At 68.7% G+C, this 19,390-nt stretch carries 19 protein-coding genes; 18 read left to right on the top strand and 1 reads right to left on the bottom strand.

Annotated features, from left to right (window positions below):
- Positions 1-12: 12 nt before the first annotated feature.
- The gene (locus VFP86_05560; protein ID HET8999094.1) at positions 13-1,209 is read right to left on the bottom strand and encodes an iron-containing alcohol dehydrogenase; all 1,197 of its coding nucleotides are present in this window, start codon (positions 1,207-1,209) and stop codon (positions 13-15) included.
- A gap of 117 nt (positions 1,210-1,326) precedes the next feature.
- Between VFP86_05560 and VFP86_05565 the strand changes: the two genes are divergently transcribed.
- From VFP86_05565 to VFP86_05650, 18 genes are all read left to right on the top strand, one after another.
- Positions 1,327-2,616, top strand: a complete 1,290-nt coding sequence (locus VFP86_05565) for a hypothetical protein (protein HET8999095.1) — start codon at positions 1,327-1,329, stop codon at positions 2,614-2,616.
- A gap of 17 nt (positions 2,617-2,633) precedes the next feature.
- Positions 2,634-3,446, top strand: coding sequence for an NAD-dependent deacylase (locus tag VFP86_05570; protein HET8999096.1), 813 nt, complete (start codon positions 2,634-2,636; stop codon positions 3,444-3,446).
- On the top strand, positions 3,443-4,255 hold the full coding sequence (locus VFP86_05575) for an S-methyl-5'-thioadenosine phosphorylase (protein HET8999097.1): 813 nt from the start codon (positions 3,443-3,445) through the stop codon (positions 4,253-4,255). The genes VFP86_05570 and VFP86_05575 overlap by 4 nt, the downstream gene beginning before the upstream one ends.
- 21 nt (positions 4,256-4,276) lie before the next feature.
- A complete protein-coding gene (locus tag VFP86_05580) occupies positions 4,277-4,540 on the top strand; it encodes a hypothetical protein (GenBank protein HET8999098.1) in 264 nt (87 codons plus the stop codon).
- Positions 4,541-4,580: 40 nt separating this feature from the next.
- Positions 4,581-4,937: an anti-sigma factor antagonist gene (locus VFP86_05585; GenBank protein ID HET8999099.1), complete on the top strand. Its 357-nt coding sequence runs from the start codon at positions 4,581-4,583 to the stop codon at positions 4,935-4,937.
- Positions 4,934-7,192 (top strand): SpoIIE family protein phosphatase, encoded by a 2,259-nt coding sequence (locus VFP86_05590; GenBank protein HET8999100.1) that lies wholly within the window; start codon positions 4,934-4,936, stop codon positions 7,190-7,192. Before VFP86_05585 ends, VFP86_05590 begins: the two co-directional genes overlap by 4 nt.
- A 195-nt stretch (positions 7,193-7,387) precedes the next feature.
- Entirely contained in the window at positions 7,388-7,882 is a 495-nt protein-coding gene (gene infC / locus VFP86_05595; protein HET8999101.1) for a translation initiation factor IF-3, read from the top strand.
- A gap of 17 nt (positions 7,883-7,899) precedes the next feature.
- Positions 7,900-8,097: a 50S ribosomal protein L35 gene (gene rpmI / locus VFP86_05600; protein HET8999102.1), complete on the top strand. Its 198-nt coding sequence runs from the start codon at positions 7,900-7,902 to the stop codon at positions 8,095-8,097.
- A 32-nt stretch (positions 8,098-8,129) separates the two neighbouring features.
- Positions 8,130-8,483: a 50S ribosomal protein L20 gene (gene rplT / locus VFP86_05605; protein HET8999103.1), complete on the top strand. Its 354-nt coding sequence runs from the start codon at positions 8,130-8,132 to the stop codon at positions 8,481-8,483.
- Positions 8,484-8,493: 10 nt separating this feature from the next.
- Complete coding sequence (locus VFP86_05610; GenBank protein ID HET8999104.1) at positions 8,494-9,363, top strand: RNA methyltransferase; 870 nt, start codon at positions 8,494-8,496, stop codon at positions 9,361-9,363.
- A 141-nt stretch (positions 9,364-9,504) separates the two neighbouring features.
- On the top strand, positions 9,505-9,633 hold the full coding sequence (locus tag VFP86_05615; protein ID HET8999105.1) for a YqzL family protein: 129 nt from the start codon (positions 9,505-9,507) through the stop codon (positions 9,631-9,633).
- 287 nt (positions 9,634-9,920) lie between these two features.
- Positions 9,921-10,955, top strand: coding sequence for a phenylalanine--tRNA ligase subunit alpha (gene pheS / locus VFP86_05620; protein ID HET8999106.1), 1,035 nt, complete (start codon positions 9,921-9,923; stop codon positions 10,953-10,955).
- 8 nt (positions 10,956-10,963) lie between these two features.
- A complete protein-coding gene (gene pheT, locus VFP86_05625) occupies positions 10,964-13,063 on the top strand; it encodes a phenylalanine--tRNA ligase subunit beta (protein HET8999107.1) in 2,100 nt (699 codons plus the stop codon).
- A gap of 27 nt (positions 13,064-13,090) precedes the next feature.
- A complete protein-coding gene (locus VFP86_05630) occupies positions 13,091-13,621 on the top strand; it encodes a CvpA family protein (protein HET8999108.1) in 531 nt (176 codons plus the stop codon).
- Complete coding sequence (polX, locus tag VFP86_05635) at positions 13,622-15,343, top strand: DNA polymerase/3'-5' exonuclease PolX (GenBank protein ID HET8999109.1); 1,722 nt, start codon at positions 13,622-13,624, stop codon at positions 15,341-15,343.
- Entirely contained in the window at positions 15,340-15,918 is a 579-nt protein-coding gene (locus VFP86_05640; protein HET8999110.1) for a DNA-3-methyladenine glycosylase, read from the top strand. Before polX ends, VFP86_05640 begins: the two co-directional genes overlap by 4 nt.
- An 11-nt stretch (positions 15,919-15,929) precedes the next feature.
- A complete protein-coding gene (locus VFP86_05645; protein HET8999111.1) occupies positions 15,930-16,970 on the top strand; it encodes a metalloenzyme in 1,041 nt (346 codons plus the stop codon).
- Complete coding sequence (locus VFP86_05650; protein HET8999112.1) at positions 16,967-19,336, top strand: endonuclease MutS2; 2,370 nt, start codon at positions 16,967-16,969, stop codon at positions 19,334-19,336. Before VFP86_05645 ends, VFP86_05650 begins: the two co-directional genes overlap by 4 nt.
- Positions 19,337-19,390: the final 54 nt, after the last annotated feature.

A 19,390-nucleotide genomic window follows, 5' to 3' on the forward strand; every position in this document is an offset into this window, starting at 1 on the left:
ACCGGCGTCCGATCAGTGGGTCCACTCGTGCGCGGGGCGTCCGTCCCATATCGCGCCGTAGAGCGAGAGCAGCGGCTCCCGGGCAAGCGGGCGGGGATTGTTGGGACGCGGATACTGCTCGACGCACTCGTCGACCAGTTCGGGCAACCGGTCCCGCTCCAACCCGAGCGAACGGACGGAGTCCGGGATCCCGACGTCCCGGCACAACCGCTCCACGTGGGCCACGATATCTTCACCTCCAAAGCCCGCGGCTCGGGCGAGCGCGCTCAACCGATCGTGCGCGGCGTCGCGGTTGTACGCCAGCGTATATGGGAGCGCGATAGCGCACGACAGCCCGTGAGGCAGGTGAAGGCGGTTGGCGAGCGTGTAGGCGATCGAATGCCCGAGGACCATGCCGGCATTGAGCGTGAGTCCACCCATGTACGCGGCCAGGACCATGTGGGCGCGTGCCTCGGGGTCCCCGTCGGCGGTGCCGCCGGTCGCATAGGCGCGCCGCAGCGCGCCAAAGATCAGGGCGGTCCCGTTCGCCGCCATCGCATCGGTGAGCACCGTCGCATTAGTGGAGAGCGTGCCTTCCATACAATGGCTCAGCGCATCCAGTCCGGTGTGGGCGGTGACGGCCGGAGGTAGCGAGTGGGTGAGGAGGGGATCGAGGATCACCCCCGCGGCGAGGAGCTGGGGATGGTTGCTCGCGGATGCCTTACGAGTCCCGGTGGTCACGACGGCGTTTTGGCTCGCTTCGGCCCCCGTGCCCGCGGTAGTTGGCACCAGGATCGTGGGCACTGCTGCTTCCGCAAACCGCTTGCCGCCGACTGTGGTGTACTCGAGGACGCTTCCTGGGTTGCGGACGAGCGCGGCGCTCAGTTTGGCGACATCGAGGACGCTGCCCCCGCCCACGCCGACCATGAGAGACGGCGACATCCGACGCGCGACCGCGGCAGCGCCGTCAGCCACCTCGACCGTGGGCTCCCCGGGAATCTCCGCGTACCGGTGAATGTCGAATCCCCCTGCGGCGAGCCCGTCCGCAACCTTGCTGGCGAGGTGCAGCCGGTCCACCACGGCGTCGGTCACGAGCAGCGCGCGGCCGGGCCGGATGCCGAGTTCTTGGATGCACTCCTGGATCCGTTCTGACGCGTGCGCACCGAACCAGACGCGGCTCGGACCACGAAAGGCGCGCGGTTGATCGAAGAGCCGATAGAGGACCGGCATCGTGAGACCTCCGGAAGCCAGTGACGCGTATGGGTCAAAGTTGACCCGTCGATCACCGAGATGATACCATCGGGGCGGCGCAACAGGCAATTTTCCACGGGTCCCCGGAGTGACGCCATGACTGTTGGTGTCGAGCAGATTCCCACTGGTGTCCATGTCCCTGCAACCGCTCCGCGGATGGCCCGCGTCCACCAACGGTTTCGCCGGCCGCGCGTCGAGGATGTCCCGGCCGCCGTTCGCGCCGAGCTTCGGCGCCTCGATCTGGCTGCGCGCATCCGTCCGGGCAGCCGGATCGCGGTGACAGCCGGAAGCCGCGGGATCCACGACATCGTCCCCATTCTGCGCGCCGCGGTGGAGGAGATCCGGGTGGCCGGCGGAGATCCGCTGCTCGTGGCGTCAATGGGGAGCCACGGCGGGGGCACCGACGAGGGCCAGCGCCGGCTGCTCCGGCATCTCGGGATCACGCCTGAATCTATCGGCGCGCCCCTGGCGACTTCGATGGAGACGGTGGAGGTGGGGCGGACCCCGAGCGGGCTCGTTGCGTACTGCGATCGCAACGCTGCGTCGTGTCACGCCATCCTGGCGGTCGGCCGGATCAAGCCGCACACCGGATTCAGCCATCCGTTCGGCAGCGGGCTGATGAAGATGCTCGGCGTCGGGCTGGGCAAAGCCCCCGGCGCCGCGCAGATTCACCAGCAGGGCCCGGGTCAGATGGCTGGTGCGATCCGCGAGATTGCGGAGTGCGTGATCGGAACCGGGCGGGTGGTTGGCGGGCTAGCGATCATCGAGAACGCCTACGATGAGACCGCTCGCCTCGTCGCGGTGCCGCCCGAGGCGATCCCCGATGCGGAGGTCGACTTGTTCCCCGAGGCGCGCGCGTTGATGCCGCACCTTCCCGTCGACCGCATGGACCTTTTGATCGTGGACGAGGTCGGCAAGAACTACAGCGGAACCGGCATGGATGTGAACGTGATCGGGCGGTGGCGCATCGCTGGCGTGGCGGAACCCGAGGTGCCGCACGCCGGACGCATCGTTGCGCTCCGGCTCTCCGCGGCGTCGGAGGGGAACGCGCAGGGGATCGGCCTGGCCGACTTCACGACCAGGGCCCTGGTCGACCGGATTGATTTTTCCGCGACCTACCTGAACTGCATCGTGAGCACGTATGTCCAGCGGGCGATGCTGCCGATGGTGCTGGCGACCGAACGGGACACGATCTTCGCCGCGCTCGGAAGCCTTGGCATCGGGGACCCGCACCGGGCGCGCGTCGTGCGTGTGCCCAATACCCTCCACCTCGAGGATGTGTGGGTCTCGGAGCCCCTCGCGGAGGGCCTGCGCGGCAAGGAGCACATCGCGGCGGTCGGCCCGGCGGAGCCGCTGCGGTTTGATGATCGCGGACGGCTATGTTAGGTAGGGATGGAGGATCGGTGTCGGCCTCGCAGCCTTCATCGGCGGCGTCCACGGCGGACGGAGTGGCGCGGGCGGCGGCGCTGCTCCGCGGCGGGCGGCTGAACGTCGCATTGACCGGTGCGGGGGCGAGCACCGAATCGGGCCTCCCCGACTTCCGGTCCAAGGACGGGCTGTGGGGGCGCACCGACCCCTCGCGCGTCGCCTCCGTAAGCGCGTTCCAGCAGGATCCCGCGGGGTTCTACACCTTCTACCAGGCCCGTTTGGCCGCGCTCGCCGGTGCCGCTCCCAACGCCGCGCATCGGGCGCTGGCGCGGCTCGAAGGCCTCGGGGTGCTGCACCTGGTGGTGACGCAGAACGTCGACGGGCTGCATCGGCAGGCGGGATCTCGGGAGGTCGTGGAGGTCCACGGCAACCTCCGCGAGGCCCGGTGTGCGGGATGCGGCGCCCTGGTCGCGATCGCCGAGATGGCCGGACCCCTGCGGGCGGGCGCGGTGCCCCGATGCGCACGGTGCGGAGGGCTGTTGCGTCCCAACGTGGTGCTCTTTGGAGAGGTGCTCCCTGCGGCGGCGTACGCGCGGGCGGAAGCGGCCTGCCGGACATGCGATGTGCTGCTCGTGGTGGGGTCGTCGTTGGAGGTCTATCCCGTCGCCGGGTTGCCGGCCTTTGCCGTTCGGCACGGAGCGAAGCTCGTCATCGTGAATCGCGACCCCACGCCGTGCGACGACCTTGCCGAGGTCGTAGTGCGGGGCGAGGCCGGCGCCGTGCTCCCGCGGATCGTCGAGGCCGTCCTGGAGCCGCGGGACAGAACGCGCAAGGAGGAGAAGCCGTGACGCAAGGGGAGCGGCGGGCGGAGATCGGGGTGCTGGGGGGATCCGGATTCTACGCGCTCCTAGAAACCGCCCGAGAGATCAAGCTCGACACCCCGTACGGGGAGCCGAGCGATACGATGATGCTGGGCGAAATCGCGGGGCGCACGGTCGCGTTCCTGCCACGCCACGGCCGGACCCACCGGCTCCCGCCGCACCGGATCAATTACCGCGCCAACATGTGGGCGATGAAGTCCCTCGGCGTGCAATGGGTGTTCGGTCCATGCGCCGCCGGGAGCCTGCAGCCACACGTGCGGCCCGGCGAGTTCGTGATCTGCGATCAGTTCGTCGATCGGACGAACGCGCGGGCCGATACTTTTTTCGATGGCCCTATCGTCACGCACATCGCAGGAGCGGATCCGTACTGTCCCACGCTCAGGCCGCTCGCGGTGGAGACGGCGAAGACGCTTGGGATCCCTGTGCACGATCGAGGAACGGTCGTGGTGATTCAGGGTCCCCGGTTCAGCACGCGTTCAGAGAGCCGGTGGTTCCGCACCCAGGGGTGGGAGGTCATCAACATGACCAACTATCCGGAGGTGGTGCTGGCCAGGGAATTGGAGCTGTGCTACGTGAACATCTCGCTGATCACGGATTACGACGTGGGTGTGGAAGGGGACGCCGGAGTCGAGCCGGTCACGCACGCGGCCGTGATTCAAGTGTTCCAGCAGAACAACGAGAAGCTCCGGCGGCTGCTCGCGGCCATCATCGAACGGTTGCCGCGCACCCGGAAGTGCTCTTGCGCGACCGCGCTGGCGCACGCCCGCGTAGAATAGGCGGGGGAGAGGGGGCGGGGGTTGCGAACCGCGACGGACGGGGCCGGGAGGAGGGCCGGGCTCGCCGTGTTCGTCTTGGGCGTGCTGCTGCTCCTGGTGGTATTCTACCTTGCGTATCTTGAGTTGGTGGCCTCGGCCACGGTGGTCGCCCCGACGTCGAGCCAGAGCGCACTGCTCCCGGTGGCAACACGAGGGTTGTTTCTCTTTCTGATGGGATTTGTCGCCTCGGCGATCTCCAACAAAGGCATCGGCCTCTATCAAGCGGCGCTCCACGCCGAGGAATAATCGGGTGGATCGGACCACACGTCGGAAGCGCAGGTGAGCGGTGGACCTCCAGATCGATGTGCGGACAAGCGATGGGGTGACGATCCTCGACGTTGTCGGCGAGGTGGATCTCTACACGGCGCCGCGACTCGAAGAGGGGTTGCGCCGGGCCGCGAGCGGCGCCCGACCGCGGCTCGCCGTCAATCTCACGCGCGTCGCCTACCTCGACAGCACCGCTCTTCGGGTGCTGACCGAGTCACACAAGGACGTACGGTCGCGTCAGGGCGCCATTGTGCTGATTGCCACGCAGCCGACGATCCAAAAGATCTTTCGGGTCACCGGGCTCGGAGCCATCATCGCGGTGGTGGCGACTGAGCGTGAAGCCGTCGAGCAGTTGAGGACCCACCCCACCGGGTGACCGCAGTGCGGAGGATCCGGCTGGGGATCCGCGGGAAGATCGCCGCGGTGATCCTCATCTGCATGGTGCCCATCCTGATCCTCGGCGCCGTGCTGTATCAATCCCGGAACCAGGGCCGGCTCGACGTCGTCCAACGCAGCCACCGCGAGGCCGCCCACGCCATCGCTTCGGGCGTGCAGATGTTTATCGCGGGTGGGGTCGAGGCTGAGCGGACGGCGGGGGCCGCGGTGACGAGCCAGCCCTACCCTGTCACCGGCATCGTCCAGTTGTTTGGGGCGATCCGAACCCGTGACCCGATGTTCCTCTCGCTCGTCCTGATCGATCCCGACGGCGGCGTTTCAGCGGCGAGCCCCCCCGCCGCGGCGCAAGACGTGGCCGCCGACCCGTCGGTCACGGCCGTCCAGCACGGCAAAGCATGGGCCGCCGGAGCCCCAGTCCGGGCAGGTCGCCGGGCCACCATGGTCGTCTCCAGCGCGATCCAAGAAGGCGGCCACCTCACCGCGATCGTCGCGGGCCGGGTAAACTTGGAGCGCCTCCGGGCGGTCCTTCCTCACCCTCCCAACCCATTCGTGGACGGCATCATCGTCGACGAGAGCGGCCGGGTGATCATCGATCTCCTCAAACCGGACCGCGCGGCCGGGGCGCTGCAAGAGGTGGACGGCGTCCGGCAGGCCTTGGCCGGGCACGATGCGTCGATCGTTGGGTACCGGGATCCTGGGAGCCCCGCCCGGTTTCTCGGCGCCGCGGTTCCGATCCCCGACCTCGGGTGGGCGGCGGTCATCACCGAGCCGGAGTCGTCCGCGCTGGAGTCGGCGCGCCGGGCCGCGACCCAGGAACTCACGTTCCTCTTGACCACGGTAGGCGTTGGGCTTTTCCTGGCTTGGGTGTTGGGCTCAGAGGTGAGCGCTCCGATCCTCGCCCTCGTTCGCGGCGCGCGGGCGATCGGGCGGGGCGAACTCGGCACGCGCGTGGCCCTGCCGCGAAACGATGAGCTGGGAGAGCTGGGAGACGCCTTCAACGAGATGAGTCGCCGGCTGGCCGATCTCGTCCAAGAGATGAGCGCGCTCCAGGCGGTCAGCGATGCCGCCTTGTCGACCGTCAGGCTGGATGAACTCCTCCCTCCGCTGGTGCACCAGGTCGTCGCCGCGCTCCACGCGGACGAGGGGACGATCTGGTTCGTCGATGAGCAGTCGGGCGGTCTCAATAGATCTTCGTCGGACACGCCCCGCCAACTTGCGCGAGGACAAGGGGTGGCGGGCCGCGTCGCCGCCGAGGCGCGCCCCCTGATGATCTCGGACCCGGCTCACCTGCGCGCGCTCGATCCGGCGCTCGCCGGCGAAGGCGCCTACGCAGTCGCCGCCGTCCCCCTGCGGGCGGGAGGGCGGGTGATCGGGGTGGTGCAGGTGACCTCGCGGCGCCCTCGCGAGTTCACACCGCACGAGATGCGACTCCTCGAGGCGTTCGGCGATCGTGTGGCATTGGCCGTCGATAATGCGAGCGCCTACGAACGCGAGCGTGAGATCGCCGCAATCATCCAACAGACGCTCCTCCCGCCCGAGCGCGTGCAGCTGCCCAGCGTAACCGTGGCGGGGAAGTATGTGTCCAGCCGCGAGGTGGGGGGAGACTTCTACGCGGTGCTCCCCTTAGAGGAGGCACGAGTCGGGCTGGCTATCGCTGACGTGACGGGGAAAGGGATTCCAGCGGCCACGCTCTCGGCCCGCGCCCGATACCTGCTCGAAGCGTTTGCGCTGGACGCGGACCGTCCGGACACGGTCCTGACGAGGTTGAACCGGGTGCTGGCGCGCGACGCCGACTCGCAGTTTGTCAGTCTATTCTACGGAATCCTCGACGCACGGCGGGGACGCTTCGCCTTCGCCCGAGCAGGCCATCTCCCTCCGTTGCTGGTGCCCGCTGGGACGGTCACGCCTGTGGTTCTCGAACCACCCGGGCTGCTGCTGGGGGTGGACGTCGGCACCATGTACGTGACCGCAGAGATCTCCGTCGGCGCGGGGGATCTCTTGGTCATGTTCACCGATGGGATCACGGAGGCCAGGCGGCCGGATGGGGAGCAGTTCGGAGAGCAGCGGGTCATGACGCTCGCGGGGGCTTGTGCCGGTGGGCTCCCCGAGGATGTCGTCGAGCGTGTCATGGGTGCGCTCGAGGCCTGGGCCGGGCGCGCCCCCGCCGACGACCAGACGATCGTGGCGGTCCGGGTCGAACTCTCCCCGCACGCCGGACACACCTCGGCCGATTGACGCTGTTCTGAGGCCTATGCTATACTGGCCACGCTCAAGTAGAAGCCATCTGCTTCTCACCTTGGGGCGCCGCCGGATGGGTGCGGCGGCCGCCGCCAAGGTCAACGGTTCGGAAACGACCGGTGGGGATGGCGTCACCGCCATCCCCTTCATTGTCTGAAGGAGGGGTAGAGTCTTATCGAGCGCGGAGCGCGGATCAACGACCGTATCCGGGCCCGTGAGGTCCGGTTGATCGGGGCGAGCGGAGAGCAACTGGGTGTGATGCTGCTCGCCGAGGCCCTGGCGAAGGCCGAGGAGGCGAACCTCGATCTCGTGGAGGTTGCTCCGACGGCCACCCCGCCGGTGTGCCGGATCATCGACTACGGCAAATACAAGTACGAGCAGGCGAAGCGGGAGCGCGAGGCTCACCGGAAATCGAAGACGTCCGAGCTGAAGGGCATGCGCTTGAGCCCGAAGATCGGCGAGCACGATCTGCGCACGAAGACGAGAACGGTGAGCACGTTTCTGAAGGACGGAGACAAAGTTCGCGTGTCCATGTGGTTTCGCGGCCGGGAGATGGCGCATCCGCATGTCGGGGAGCAGATCCTGCGCCGGATGGCGCAGGATCTGGCCGACGTCGCGGTGGTCGAGCGTCACCCGCTGATGGAAGGGCGCAACATGATCATGATCCTGGCGCCCAAAAAGAATTAGCGCACGGGGGAGCAGACGTGGGGAAACTGAAGACCCACCAGGGCACGGCGAAGCGGATTCGCGTGACGGGCCGGAAGCGGCTCCTGCGCGGCCGTCAGCTCGGGGGGCATCTAATGGTGCACAAGGGGTCCAAGCGGAAGCGGTCCCTGCGCGAAAACCGAGCGATCGAACCCGTCGACCTCCCTCGGTTGGAGCGGCTGCTCCCGTATCGCTAACCACGCAGGCCGCAGGTTGGGAGTGATGCTCGATGGCACGCGTCAAGCGGGGCGTCAGCGCCCGGCGCAGACACCACAAGGTCCTGAAGCTCGCGCGCGGGTACTGGGGGAAGAAGAGTCGCTGGTTCAAGCTGGCCAACCAGACGGTCGTCCGCGCCCTGGCGCAGGCATACGCGCACCGGCGGGCCCGCAAGCGGGAGTTCCGTCAGTTGTGGATCGCGCGCATCAACGCCGCGGCCAGGATGCACGGGTTGTCCTATAGCCGGCTGATCTTCGGGCTGCGGCGGGCGGGGATCGAGGTGAACCGCAAGATGCTGGCGGATCTCGCCGTCCGCGACGACCAGGCGTTTTTGGCGCTGGTCAAGCGGATCCAGCAGGTCAAGTAGCAGCGGTCGCATGGGACGTCGCGGCGAGCCCTCCCCGGCGGGGGAGGGCTCGCGCCGTTCGCCGGGCGAGAGCACCGCCCCGACCATCATCACGAGCCGCAAGAACCCTGTAATCCAGGACCTCCGGAGCCTGCTGCAATCGTCGTCGCGGCGCACCGCGCGCTGTGTGGTGGAGGGGTGGCGGTTTGTCGAGACCGCCGCCGCAGGCGGCGTCGACATCACGCTGGTCGTGCACACGCCCGCGGCCGCCGCGCATCCGCGGGGCGAGGAGATGCGCGGGCGCCTGCACGCCGCGGGTGTGCGGTTGATCGTGGTCTCGCCTTATGTGTTCGATTCGTTGACACAAGTGGACGCACCGCAAGGCGTGCTCGGCATCGTCCGGCGGCCGCCGGATGCCTCGCCGGCCATCCTCGATGACGCGAAGGCATGGCTCGCCGTGCTTGATGGCGTGCAGGATCCCGGCAACGCGGGGGCCATCCTCCGCACGGCCGTCGCCGCCGGGGCGACCGGAGGCGTGGTCGCGGGCGTCGCCGCAGACCCATTCGGATCGAAGGCGATCCGTGCCTCGGCCGGTGCGGTATTCCAGCTGCCGCTGTTGTTCTTCCCGTCGGCCTCGCATGCCGCCGCCGCGCTCCAGCGACACGGCGTGCGCGTGCTCGTCGCGGATCCCCGGGGGGACCGCCTCGCATCGGAGGTCTCATACGCCCGCCCGCTCGCGCTCGTCTTCGGCAGCGAGGGCGCCGGTGCAGCGCGGGCGTGGACTCCGTCCGGGATCCGCATCCGCCTGCCGATGGCCGGCGCCATGGAGTCGTTGGGTGTGGCCGCGGCGGCGGCTGTGCTGCTCTATAGGGCCGGGGAGGCCGCCGGGCCTCGGGAGTGATTGAGGTCGCACTCTCGTGTACGGCAATCGAGTTTGGCACGTCGCAGGGGCGTGTGCTATACTTGGTCCGACCTCGTAGGTCGCTCCTGGACCTCCAGCCGGATCGGCGGAGTACCATTGGCGAGGAGGAGGGGTGGCGCGGTGGAGATTTCCTGGACGCCGGAGTCGTTCTGGCGGGTGTTCGAGGCCACCGGATCGATCTGGGCATACCTCGTGTACCGCCAACTTGTGCGGCGACGGCAGCAGTGGGTGGTGCCGATACTGAACTAGCAGCGTGGCGATGACGGAGAGGGTGCGCGGGATCGCGTCGCCCAGGGAGGGCCGGTCACCGACTGCGAACCGGCCCGCGACACAGCCCGACGCCGTTCGCTCCAGAGCGGTTTGCTGAACCCGGCTCAAGAGCCGGCATTAGGCGAACGGGGACCGGCCCGTATCCCGGTCAATGAAGGGTCGCCTGGGGGAACTCCGGGCGGAAAAAGGGTGGGACCGCGGAAGCGCACTTCCGTCCCTTGGACGGAGGTGCGTTTTATTTTTGTGCAAGGAGGATCTCGCGCACGATGGTCTCGCAACTGGATCGCAGCGATCTCGAGAGTATACGACGCCGCGCAGAAGGCGAGTGCGTCGAGGCGCCCACCGTCGAGGCACTGGAGGGGGTGCGCGTTCGCTATCTCGGTCGAAACGGCGTGATCACCCAGGCGTTCCGCCAACTCGGCACGGTCGCGTCCGCAGATCGCCCTGCAATCGGGGCCGCGTTGAACGACCTGAAGGCCGGGGTCGAGCGCATGGTGGAGGCCCGCGCCGCGGCGCTGCGCGAGGAAGGGCAGCACAGCCGCCTCGCGGCGGAGGCGATCGACGTCACCCTCCCCGGGCGCCTTCCCACCCTCGGGCGGACGCACATCCTCACCCGGACCATGGACGAGATCGCGCAGATCTTCCTCGGGCTGGGGTTCGAGGTCGTGGAAGGGCCGGAGATCGAGCGCGATCACGATAACTTCGAACGCCTCAACATGCCGGAGTACCACCCCGCCCGGGACGCTCAGGATTCGTTCTACGTGACGAACGAATGGCTGCTGCGGACGCACACGACGGTCGTGGACGTGCACGTGCTGGATTCCCGGCGCCCGCCGATGCGGGCCCTGGCCTACGGGCACTGCTACCGGCGGGATCCGGCGGACGCCAGCCACTCCCCGATGTTCCACCAGGCCGACGGGTTCATGGTCGACGAGGGCGTGCGGTTCTCGGATCTGAAGGGGATCCTCATGGCGTTCGCCCGCGGGTTCTTCGACCCCCAGGTCCGCGTCCGCTTCACACCGTCCTACTTTCCGTTCACCGAGCCGAGCGCGGAGATGGCGATCTCGTGCGTGACGTGCGGGGGCCGCGGGTGCGCCGTGTGCAAGCAATCCGGCTGGCTGGAGATCCTCGGGTGCGGCATGTTCCACCCTCGCGTGTTGGAGATGGCCCAGATCGATCCCGAACGGTATACCGCGTTCGCCTTCGGCATCGGCGTCGAACGCCTGGCGATGCTCAAGCACCGGATCAACGACATCCGGCTGTTCTACGACAACGACGTCCGCTTTCTCCGACAGGTATAGGAGCGGCGATGCGCGTCCCGCTGGAGTGGCTGCGTGAATATGTGACGGTCGATGTTCCGCTGGAGACCCTGATCGAGCGGCTCCACGGTATCGGCCTGCCCGTGGACCGCATCGAGCACATCGGGGACGATACCGTCCTCGAGATCGAACTGACGGCCAACCGTCCTGACTGCATGAGCGTACTGGGGGTGGCGCGTGAGGTCGCGGTGATGCTCGGCCGCCGGCTCCGCATTCCCAAGCCGAAGGCCGTCACGCGCCCGCCCGCCGCATCGGAGCGGATCGCCGTCAAGGTCGATGATCCCAAGGGCTGCCCGCGGTTCACCGCCCGGATGATCGAGGACGTCCGGGTCGGTCCGTCGCCGGCGTGGGCGCAGCGGCGCCTGGAAGCCGCCGGCGTTCGGGCGATCAACAATGTGGTCGATGTCACGAACTACGTCATGCTCGAGCTCGGCCAACCGATGCACGCCTTTGACTACGATCGGATCGCCGAACACCGTCTCATCGTCAGGCGCGCCTTCCCCGGGGAGCGGCTTCGCACGCTCGACGGACTCGACTACACGCTGGACGCCGAGATGCTGGTTGTCGCGGACGCCCGGCGAGCGGTGTCGCTGGCGGGCATCATCGGAGGAAGCGACACGGAGATCGGTCCGGGCACAACGCGGGTGCTGCTCGAGGCCGCGTACTGGAACCCTCCGGCAATCGGACGCACGGCGCGGCGCCTGGGCATTCGGACGGAGGCCTCTGCGCGGTTCGAGCGGGGCATGGACCCCGCCGGCCCTCCGCCCGCCCAAGAACGGGCGGCGCAGTTGTTCACCGAATGGTGCGGTGGGCGTGTGCTCCGAGGGACGATCGATGTCGTTGGACTTCGCGCGATCCGGCCGGCGATCCGGCTGCGGCCCGCGCGGGTCGTGACGGTGCTGGGGGTGGCCGTGCCGCGGGCGCAGATCGCGCGGAGCCTCCGCGCGCTCGGGTGCGCCGTCGCCCCCGGGAGGGCGGGACGCTCCGGCGGACAGCCCCCGGCGGGATCGCTCGAGGTCCGGCCGCCCTCGTTTCGCGTCGATCTCTGCCGCGAAGAGGATCTCGTCGAGGAGATCGCCCGGGTGTACGGGTACGACCGCGTGCCCTTGACGATGCCTCGCGGCGAGACCACGCCGGGGACGATCGTCCCTGTTCTCCGAATCGATGCGCAGGTTCGCGAGACGCTCGCGCGCTGTGGGCTGACGGAGGTCATGACCCTGACATTGATCTCCGCGGAGGCGGCGGCAAAAACAGGGGCGGGGGTCGTCGTGGTGCAGAATCCCCTCGTCACCGAACAGTCGGTGCTGCGGCCGTCGCTTCTGCCCGGTCTGGCATCGGTGCTGGCGAGCAACGCGGCCAGGCGCGTTGATGATGTCCAGGTGTTCGAGCTCGGGAGGGTGTTCCTCCCGGCTCCACGCGGGGCCACCGGCGGTCTCGACGGCCGCCCGGAGGAGCGAAGAACCCTCGGGATAGCCTCGATGGGACGATGGCGGGCCGGGTGGAACGTGCCGATCGAGCGGGGGGCCACCGACTTCTATCATTTAAAAGGGCTCATTGAGGCACTCCTGCGCGAGTTGGGAATAGGCGAATGGGTCACGGAGCCGCTATCGGACGCACCGACCTGGTGGCACCCCGGGCGCGCGGCCGTCCTGAAATACCGCGGGCGCGCAATCGGGCGCCTCGGCGAGGTGCATCCCGACGTGGCCGCCGCCTACCGACTGCCGCACCGTGCGTACCTGGCGGAAGTCGACCTTGAGGCGGTGCTCCCTGCGGTGATGTTGATCCGCACATCTCCGGAGCTCCCGCGCTTTCCCTCGGTCGAGCGGGACGTGGCCGCGGTCATCCCGGACCGGCTCCCGGCGGGCCGGGTCGAAGCGATCATCCGCGCGGCGGCGGGTCCGCTGTTGGAGGTGGTCGAGCTCTTCGACGTCTACGCGGGCCCGCCGGTGCCTGCGGGGCACCGAAACCTCGCGTATCGCCTGCGCCTGCGCGCCCAAGATCGCACGCTCACCACGGGTGAGGCGGAGGAAATCGTCCAGCAGGTCCGAATAGCCCTCCAGGAGCAGCCCGGCGTTCAGCTCCGCGAGTAGCCACATCGCGGGAGGCGCTCAGGAGGGATGGGTCGCACCATTTCGGTGAATTGGATCGACTGGATCACCCTCGCGATCGTCCTCGTCTCCATCCTTCGCGGCACCCGGTATGGCGTGCTGGCGGGGGTGATCGACTTGGTGGCGATGGTGGGTGCGTTTTTCGCCGCGACCGTGACGTACGCGCGCATCGTGCCGGTCCTACACCGGACCTTGTTCCTGCCCGAGGCGTGGGGAGGGTTCTTGGCGTTTGTCGTGATCTGGCTGGCGCTGTACATTCTGGTCGGGATCATTGTGCGTCTGGCGCACGGGGTCCGCACCCTCCCGCTTTCGGAGATCCTGGGCGGCGTGATGGGCGTCGTGCGCGGCGTCGCGATGGCTGCGGCATTGCTCGTCGTCATCCTGGCATCCCCGTTCCGCGACGCGGTTGAACCGGACACGAGACACTCGACGGTCGCGCCGTTGCTGTTGAAGGGCTACACCGCGTTCATGGTCAACATCGCATCCACGCTTCCGATTCGGATTCCTCGCTTCGGCCAACCTGACGGCATCATGTTCTAGGTGAGCACCAGGAACATCGAGATCGCCCGCATCTTCGCCCAGATCGCCGACCTCCTCGAGATTCAGCAGGAATCCACGTTTCGCGTCAACGCCTATCGCAAGGGGAGCCGGGCGCTGGAGAGCCTGGCCGAAGACGTCGAGACCGTCGCCGCCCGCGGCGGGCTCCGGAAGATCAGCGGGATCGGCGAGCGTCTGGCGGAGAAGATCGAAGAGTATCTGCGGACCGGGACGATCGCGTACCATGAGGAACTGCAGCGGGCCCTTCCCCCCGGCGTGGCCGACCTGATGACGATCCCCGAAGTGGGCCCCAAGACCGCGCTGCTCCTCTACCAGCGGCTTGGCGTGACGGACATCGATGCGCTCGAGCGAGCGGCCCGCGACGGCAAGGTCCGGGAGCTACCCCGTTTGGGCGCGAGGATCGAACAGAACATCCTCAAAGGAATCGAGCGCCGGCGCCTGCAGGCCACCCGCCAGCCGATCGGGACCGTGCTGCCACAGGCGCAGGCGGTGGTCGATGCGCTCAGAGCCATCGCCGGCGTCGAGGCGGTCAGCCTGGCGGGGAGCATCCGGCGGATGCGCGACACAATCGCCGACATCGATGTCGTGGTCGGGACGCGCACGTCCGAACCGGTGATGGCGGCCGTCGTCGCCCTTCCCCAGGTCGACCGGGTGCTGTCCCGGGGCTCGACGCTGGCGAGCGTCCTCCTGGGCGTGAGCGGCGTGCAGTGTGACGTCCGGGCGGTGGAGCCCGAGTCCTACGGCGCGGCGCTGCAGTACTTCACCGGCAGCAAAGACCACAACGTGCAGTTGCGCGAAATGGCGGTGCGCCGGGGCCTCCGCATCAACGAGTACGGCGTTTTTCGCGTCGAGGACGATCACAAGATCGGAGGGCGGACCGAGGAGGAGGTGTACCACGCGCTCAACCTGCCCTGGATTCCTCCGGAGATTCGCGAAGCGCAGGGAGAGATCGAACTCGCGCAGCGCGGCGCGCTGCCACATTTGATCGAGCTGTCGGATGTCCGCGGCGATCTGCACATGCACTCCACCTGGAGCGACGGGGACGACACGGCCGAGGCGATGGCGCTGGCGGCCAAGGCGCGGGGATACGAGTACATCGCGATCACCGATCACTCGCGCTCACTCCGATTCGCGGGCGGGGTGAGCATCGACGACCTGTGCGAGCACGCCGCCGAGATCCGGAAGATAAGCGACCGGGTGGGGCTTCGCATCCTCTTCGGCTCCGAGGTCGATATCCTCGCGGACGGATCCCTCGACTACCCGGACGAGGTGCTGCGGACGCTCGATGTCGTCATCGGGTCGGTCCACAGCCGGCTGCGGATGCCGCAGGAGGAGATGACCCGCCGGGTGATCACGGCGATGGAGAACCCGCATCTCGACATCCTCGGGCACCCGACGGGGCGGCTCGTCGGTCAGCGTCCGCCGTTCGATTTGGATCTCGATGCCGTCATCGAGGCCGCCCGCAGGACCGAGACCGTGCTGGAGATCAGCGCGTATCCGGATCGGTTGGACTTGAAGGATACCCACGTCCGCATGGCCCGCGATCGGGACGCGCTCTTTGAAATCGGCACCGATGCCCACCGCAAGGATCACCTGCGGGCCATGGAGCACGGGATCGGGACGGCGCGGCGCGGATGGGTCGAAGCCCGCAGCGTGATCAACACCTGGCCGCTGGCGCGACTCCTCGAGTTCCTCGGCGATTGAGGCCGCTTCCGCGAGCGTTCTTCGCGCGCCCGACGGTGACCGTGGCCCGTGCCCTCCTCGGCTGCCTGCTCGTGCACGAAACCCCCGAGGGACGGGTCGTTGGTCGGCTCGTAGAGGTCGAGGCGTACGCGGGCCCCCGGGATCCCGCGAGCCACGCATACCGGCGGACGTTCCGCAGCGAGGTGATGTGGGGCCGGCCGGGCATCGCCTACGTGTATCTCAGCCACGGCATCCACGCGTGCATGAACGTCGTCACGGAGTCATTGGGGCGCCCGGGTGCCGTATTGCTCCGCGCCCTCGAACCGGTGGACGGGGTGGCGTTGATGCAGCGGCGGCGTGGGATCGATGCGCTGCGCGATCTTGCGCGCGGGCCGGGGCGGCTGACCCAGGCCATGGGGATCACGCTCGCGCACAATCGGGCGGATCTGGCAGCGGAGCCGTTGTACCTGGCGCCTCGTGACGGTCCCTCGGGGCCGATCGTGGCCACGCCCCGGATCGGCATCTCGGTTGCGACCGACCGCCGGTGGCGGTTCGTGGTCCGAGGATCGCCGTATTTGTCCCGAGCCGTGCGCTAGGGGTCCGTAAAGTGGGTGACGCCTTCGGCCGCCGGGGTGCTCCTCGGCCCGCCCGCCGCCCGTTTCATCTCTTCATCCGGCCCCTTCGGGCCGCTTCCGGCATCGCGTCGTTGGTGGCCGTTTATGGTATCATGCGGGCGGTGCGGATCTTGATGGTGTTTGTGGACGGTGTGGGGCTGGGTGATCTCGACCCTGCCACCAACCCGCTGGTCCGGGCCGAGACGCCAACGTTCCACCGGCTCCTCGGCGGCCCGCTGGCGGGCCGCGCAGTTGTGCGTACCGAGGAGGCCGTGCTCGTGCCGCTCGATGCGCAGCTGGGGGTGCCGGGTTTCCCGCAGAGCGCGACGGGGCAGGTCGCGTTGCTGACGGGGGAAAATGCCCCGGCGCGCGTCGGGCATCACGTGACCGCGTACCCGACGCAGGTGTTGCGGACGCTGCTCGAGGAGTGCGGGTTGTTTACGCGGCTCCAACGGCTCGAGATCGGGGCCGCGCTCGCCAACGCCTACAGCCCCGAGTACTTCGCCGCGGTCGCGGCGCGTCGGCTGCGGCACGCGGCGATCGCGCTCAATGCGCTCCAGGCGGGTGTGCGCCTGCGAGACGTGGATGATGTCCGAGCCGGCCGGGCCGTGTGTCACGATCTCACCAATGCGCGGCTCCGGGAGTGGGGGCATGCCGTGCCCCTGATTGCCCCCGAGGAAGCGGGGCGCAACCTCGCCGGGCTTGCCCGCGATCAGGCGTTCACACTGTTCGAGTTCTTTCAGACCGACTTGGCGGGGCACGGCCGCCTGGATGACCGCATCGGGGTGGTGGAACGGCTCGACCGGTTTCTGGGTGCGGTCCTCGACGCGACGGATAGGCGCGACACCCTCGTGCTCGTGACCAGCGATCACGGGAACCTTGAAGACGAGCGGACGGACGGGCACACGCATAACCCCGTGCCCGCGCTCCTCGTGGGGGCACAGCGGGAACTAGTTGCCGAACGGCTGCGAGATCTGACCGATCTCGCGCCGGCATGCCTCGACCTCCTCGGGAACGGCGTGAGCGTCTCGTGACGCCCCGCTCCCTTCGCGTGCTCGAGTTCTCGGCCATGCAGGAGCGGGTGGCTGCGCGCTGTGCGTCACTCCTGGGTCGCGAAGCCGCCGCCGCGCTGCGGCCGTCTCCGGTGCTGGAGGATGCTGAGCGGGGGCAGCAGGAGACTACCGAGGCACGCGCGCTCGCGGAGATGGCGGGCGGGCTTCCCGTCCAGGGCATCCGCGACGTGCGGGAACCGGTCCACCGGGCCGCGATCGGCGGTGTGCTTGCGGTCAAGGATCTCCTCGACATCCGGGACACCGCCGTCGTGGCGCGGACGCTCAAAGGGTTCGTGACGGCCCGACGGAAGGAGGCGCCGCTCCTCGCCGAGATGGTTGAGGACCTTGTCGTGTTGCCCGATCTCGAGGAGGCCATCGGCGAGGCGATTGGTCCGGACGGCGAGATCCTCGACGGCGCAAGCCCGGAGCTGGCCCGCCTCCGGCGGGAGCGGCGAACCGCCGAAGGGCGGCTGCGCGATCGGCTGGACGAGATGCTCCGCTCGCCCGCGATCGCCCGGATGCTGCAGGACCCATTGATCGCGATTCGCAGCGAACGGTACACGGTCCCGGTGAGGGCAGAGTTCCGCAACCAGTTTCCCGGAGTGGCCCACGATCAATCGTCGAGCGGTGTCACCGTGTTCATGGAGCCGCTCGCGGTCGTCCCCCTCGGCAATCGCGTCCGCGAGCTCGCATCGGCGGAGCGCGATGAAGTGGCGCGGATACTCGCCGCGCTGAGCGGCGCCGTCGGCGCGGCGGCCGATGACCTGACCGCAACACTCCACCTCCTTGGAGTGTTCGATCTCGTGGCGGCCAAGGCCCGTCTCAGCACCGATCTCGGGGGGGCGGCTCCTCGGCTCAACGCCCGAGGCCGGATTGAGCTCCGCCGGGCCCGCCATCCGCTGCTCCCGGGGGAGGCGGTGCCGATCGACGTGGAGCTCGGCGGCCGGTTCCGCAGCCTGATCATCACCGGCCCGAACACGGGAGGAAAAACGGTCACGCTGAAGACGATCGGCCTCCTCACGCTCATGGCCCAATCGGGGTTGCACATCCCCGCCGCCCCCGAGAGCGAGGTGGCGGTGTTTCCCCAGATCTACGCCGACATCGGCGACGAGCAGAGCATCGAGCAGAGCCTCTCGACGTTCTCCTCACACCTTGGGGCGATCGTGGAGATCCTCCGCGCCCTGGCAGACGATCCGCCGGAGGAGGCACGGGCTCTCGTTCTCCTCGATGAGGTGGGGGCCGGGACAGACCCCACCGAGGGCGTCGCCCTCGCCCGAGCGCTGATTGAGACGCTTCATGCGCTCGGCGTGTGCCTCGTCGTGACCACCCACTACAACGAGCTCAAGGCCATGCCGTATACACATCCGGGCATGGAGAACGCCTCCGTCGAGTTCGACGAGGCGACATTGCGCCCCACGTTCCGGCTGCTCACCGGGACACCCGGGCGGAGTAATGCCTTCGCGATCGCCGAACGGCTGGGATTGGACCCGAGGATCGTCGCGCAGGCGCGGAGTTCCGTCTCGCGCCGCGATGCCGATCTCACCTCCGTATTTCAATCGGTGGAGGCAGAGCGCGAGGCGCTCGTTCGAGAGCGGGAGGCGCTTGCGCGGGATCGCGGCGGCATCGAACGGTCGCGCGCACAGGCCGAGGAGGAGGCCCGCCGGCTCGATGCCGAGCACCGCCAGATCTTTGAGCGGGCTGAAGGGGAGGTGGCCGCGCTGGTACGCCGGGGCCGGCGGGAGCTGGATGCCCTGCTGTCCGAGATCCGCGCGCATCCGTCGCAGGACGCGGTGCAGCGCGCGCGGCTCCACCTTCGCGAACTGACGAAGGCCTCCGAGGCGTACGCGGTACAGGGGCACCCCGCGCCGGCGGGGGTGCCTCCGCGGGACCTCCGCCCCGGAGACGCGGTCCTGGTCGTGCCCCTCAACCAACGGGGCACCGTGCAGACCGCCCCCGACGCGCACGGCGAGGTCGAACTGCAGGTCGGGACGGTGAAGCTGAGGGCCCCGCTGGGCGATCTGCGCTTGTTCCCTCCCGCCGAGGCGCGCTCGCTACCGCAGCAGCCCCCGAGCACACCTGGGCTGGAAAAGGCGCTGGCCGTCACCGGCACGCTCGATCTCCGGGGTCACAGGGCGGAAGACGCCATCGCCGAATTGGACAAATACCTGGACGATGCCACGCTGGCCGGGCTGGCGCGCGTCACCATAGTGCACGGCAAGGGCACGGGCGCGCTGCGCCAGGTCGTACACGAGCATCTCTCTCGGCATCCCGAGGTCGGTTCGTTCCGGCTCGGGGGAGATACGGAGGGAGGGAGCGGGGCAACGATCGTGGATCTGGCGCACCAATAAGCCCATCCTCCACACCGCGCGCCGAGCACACGGACAGGGCCGGGCGCTGATGCT

The organism is bacterium, assembly GCA_035703895.1.
In the GTDB taxonomy this organism is placed as follows: Bacteria; Sysuimicrobiota; Sysuimicrobiia; order Sysuimicrobiales; family Segetimicrobiaceae; genus Segetimicrobium.

What these genes read in the sequence shown, in the direction of transcription:
- pheT (HET8999107.1), top strand. Translation starts at nt 10,964, where the DNA reads ATGCGCGTCCCGCTGGAGTGGCTGCGTGAATATGTGACGGTCGATGTT.
- VFP86_05610 (HET8999104.1), top strand. Translation starts at nt 8,494, where the DNA reads ATGGGACGTCGCGGCGAGCCCTCCCCGGCGGGGGAGGGCTCGCGCCGT.
- VFP86_05560 (HET8999094.1), bottom strand. Translation starts at nt 1,209, where the DNA reads ATGCCGGTCCTCTATCGGCTCTTCGATCAACCGCGCGCCTTTCGTGGT.
- rplT (HET8999103.1), top strand. Translation starts at nt 8,130, where the DNA reads ATGGCACGCGTCAAGCGGGGCGTCAGCGCCCGGCGCAGACACCACAAG.
- pheS (HET8999106.1), top strand. Translation starts at nt 9,921, where the DNA reads ATGGTCTCGCAACTGGATCGCAGCGATCTCGAGAGTATACGACGCCGC.
- VFP86_05630 (HET8999108.1), top strand. Translation starts at nt 13,091, where the DNA reads ATGGGTCGCACCATTTCGGTGAATTGGATCGACTGGATCACCCTCGCG.
- VFP86_05565 (HET8999095.1), top strand. Translation starts at nt 1,327, where the DNA reads ATGACTGTTGGTGTCGAGCAGATTCCCACTGGTGTCCATGTCCCTGCA.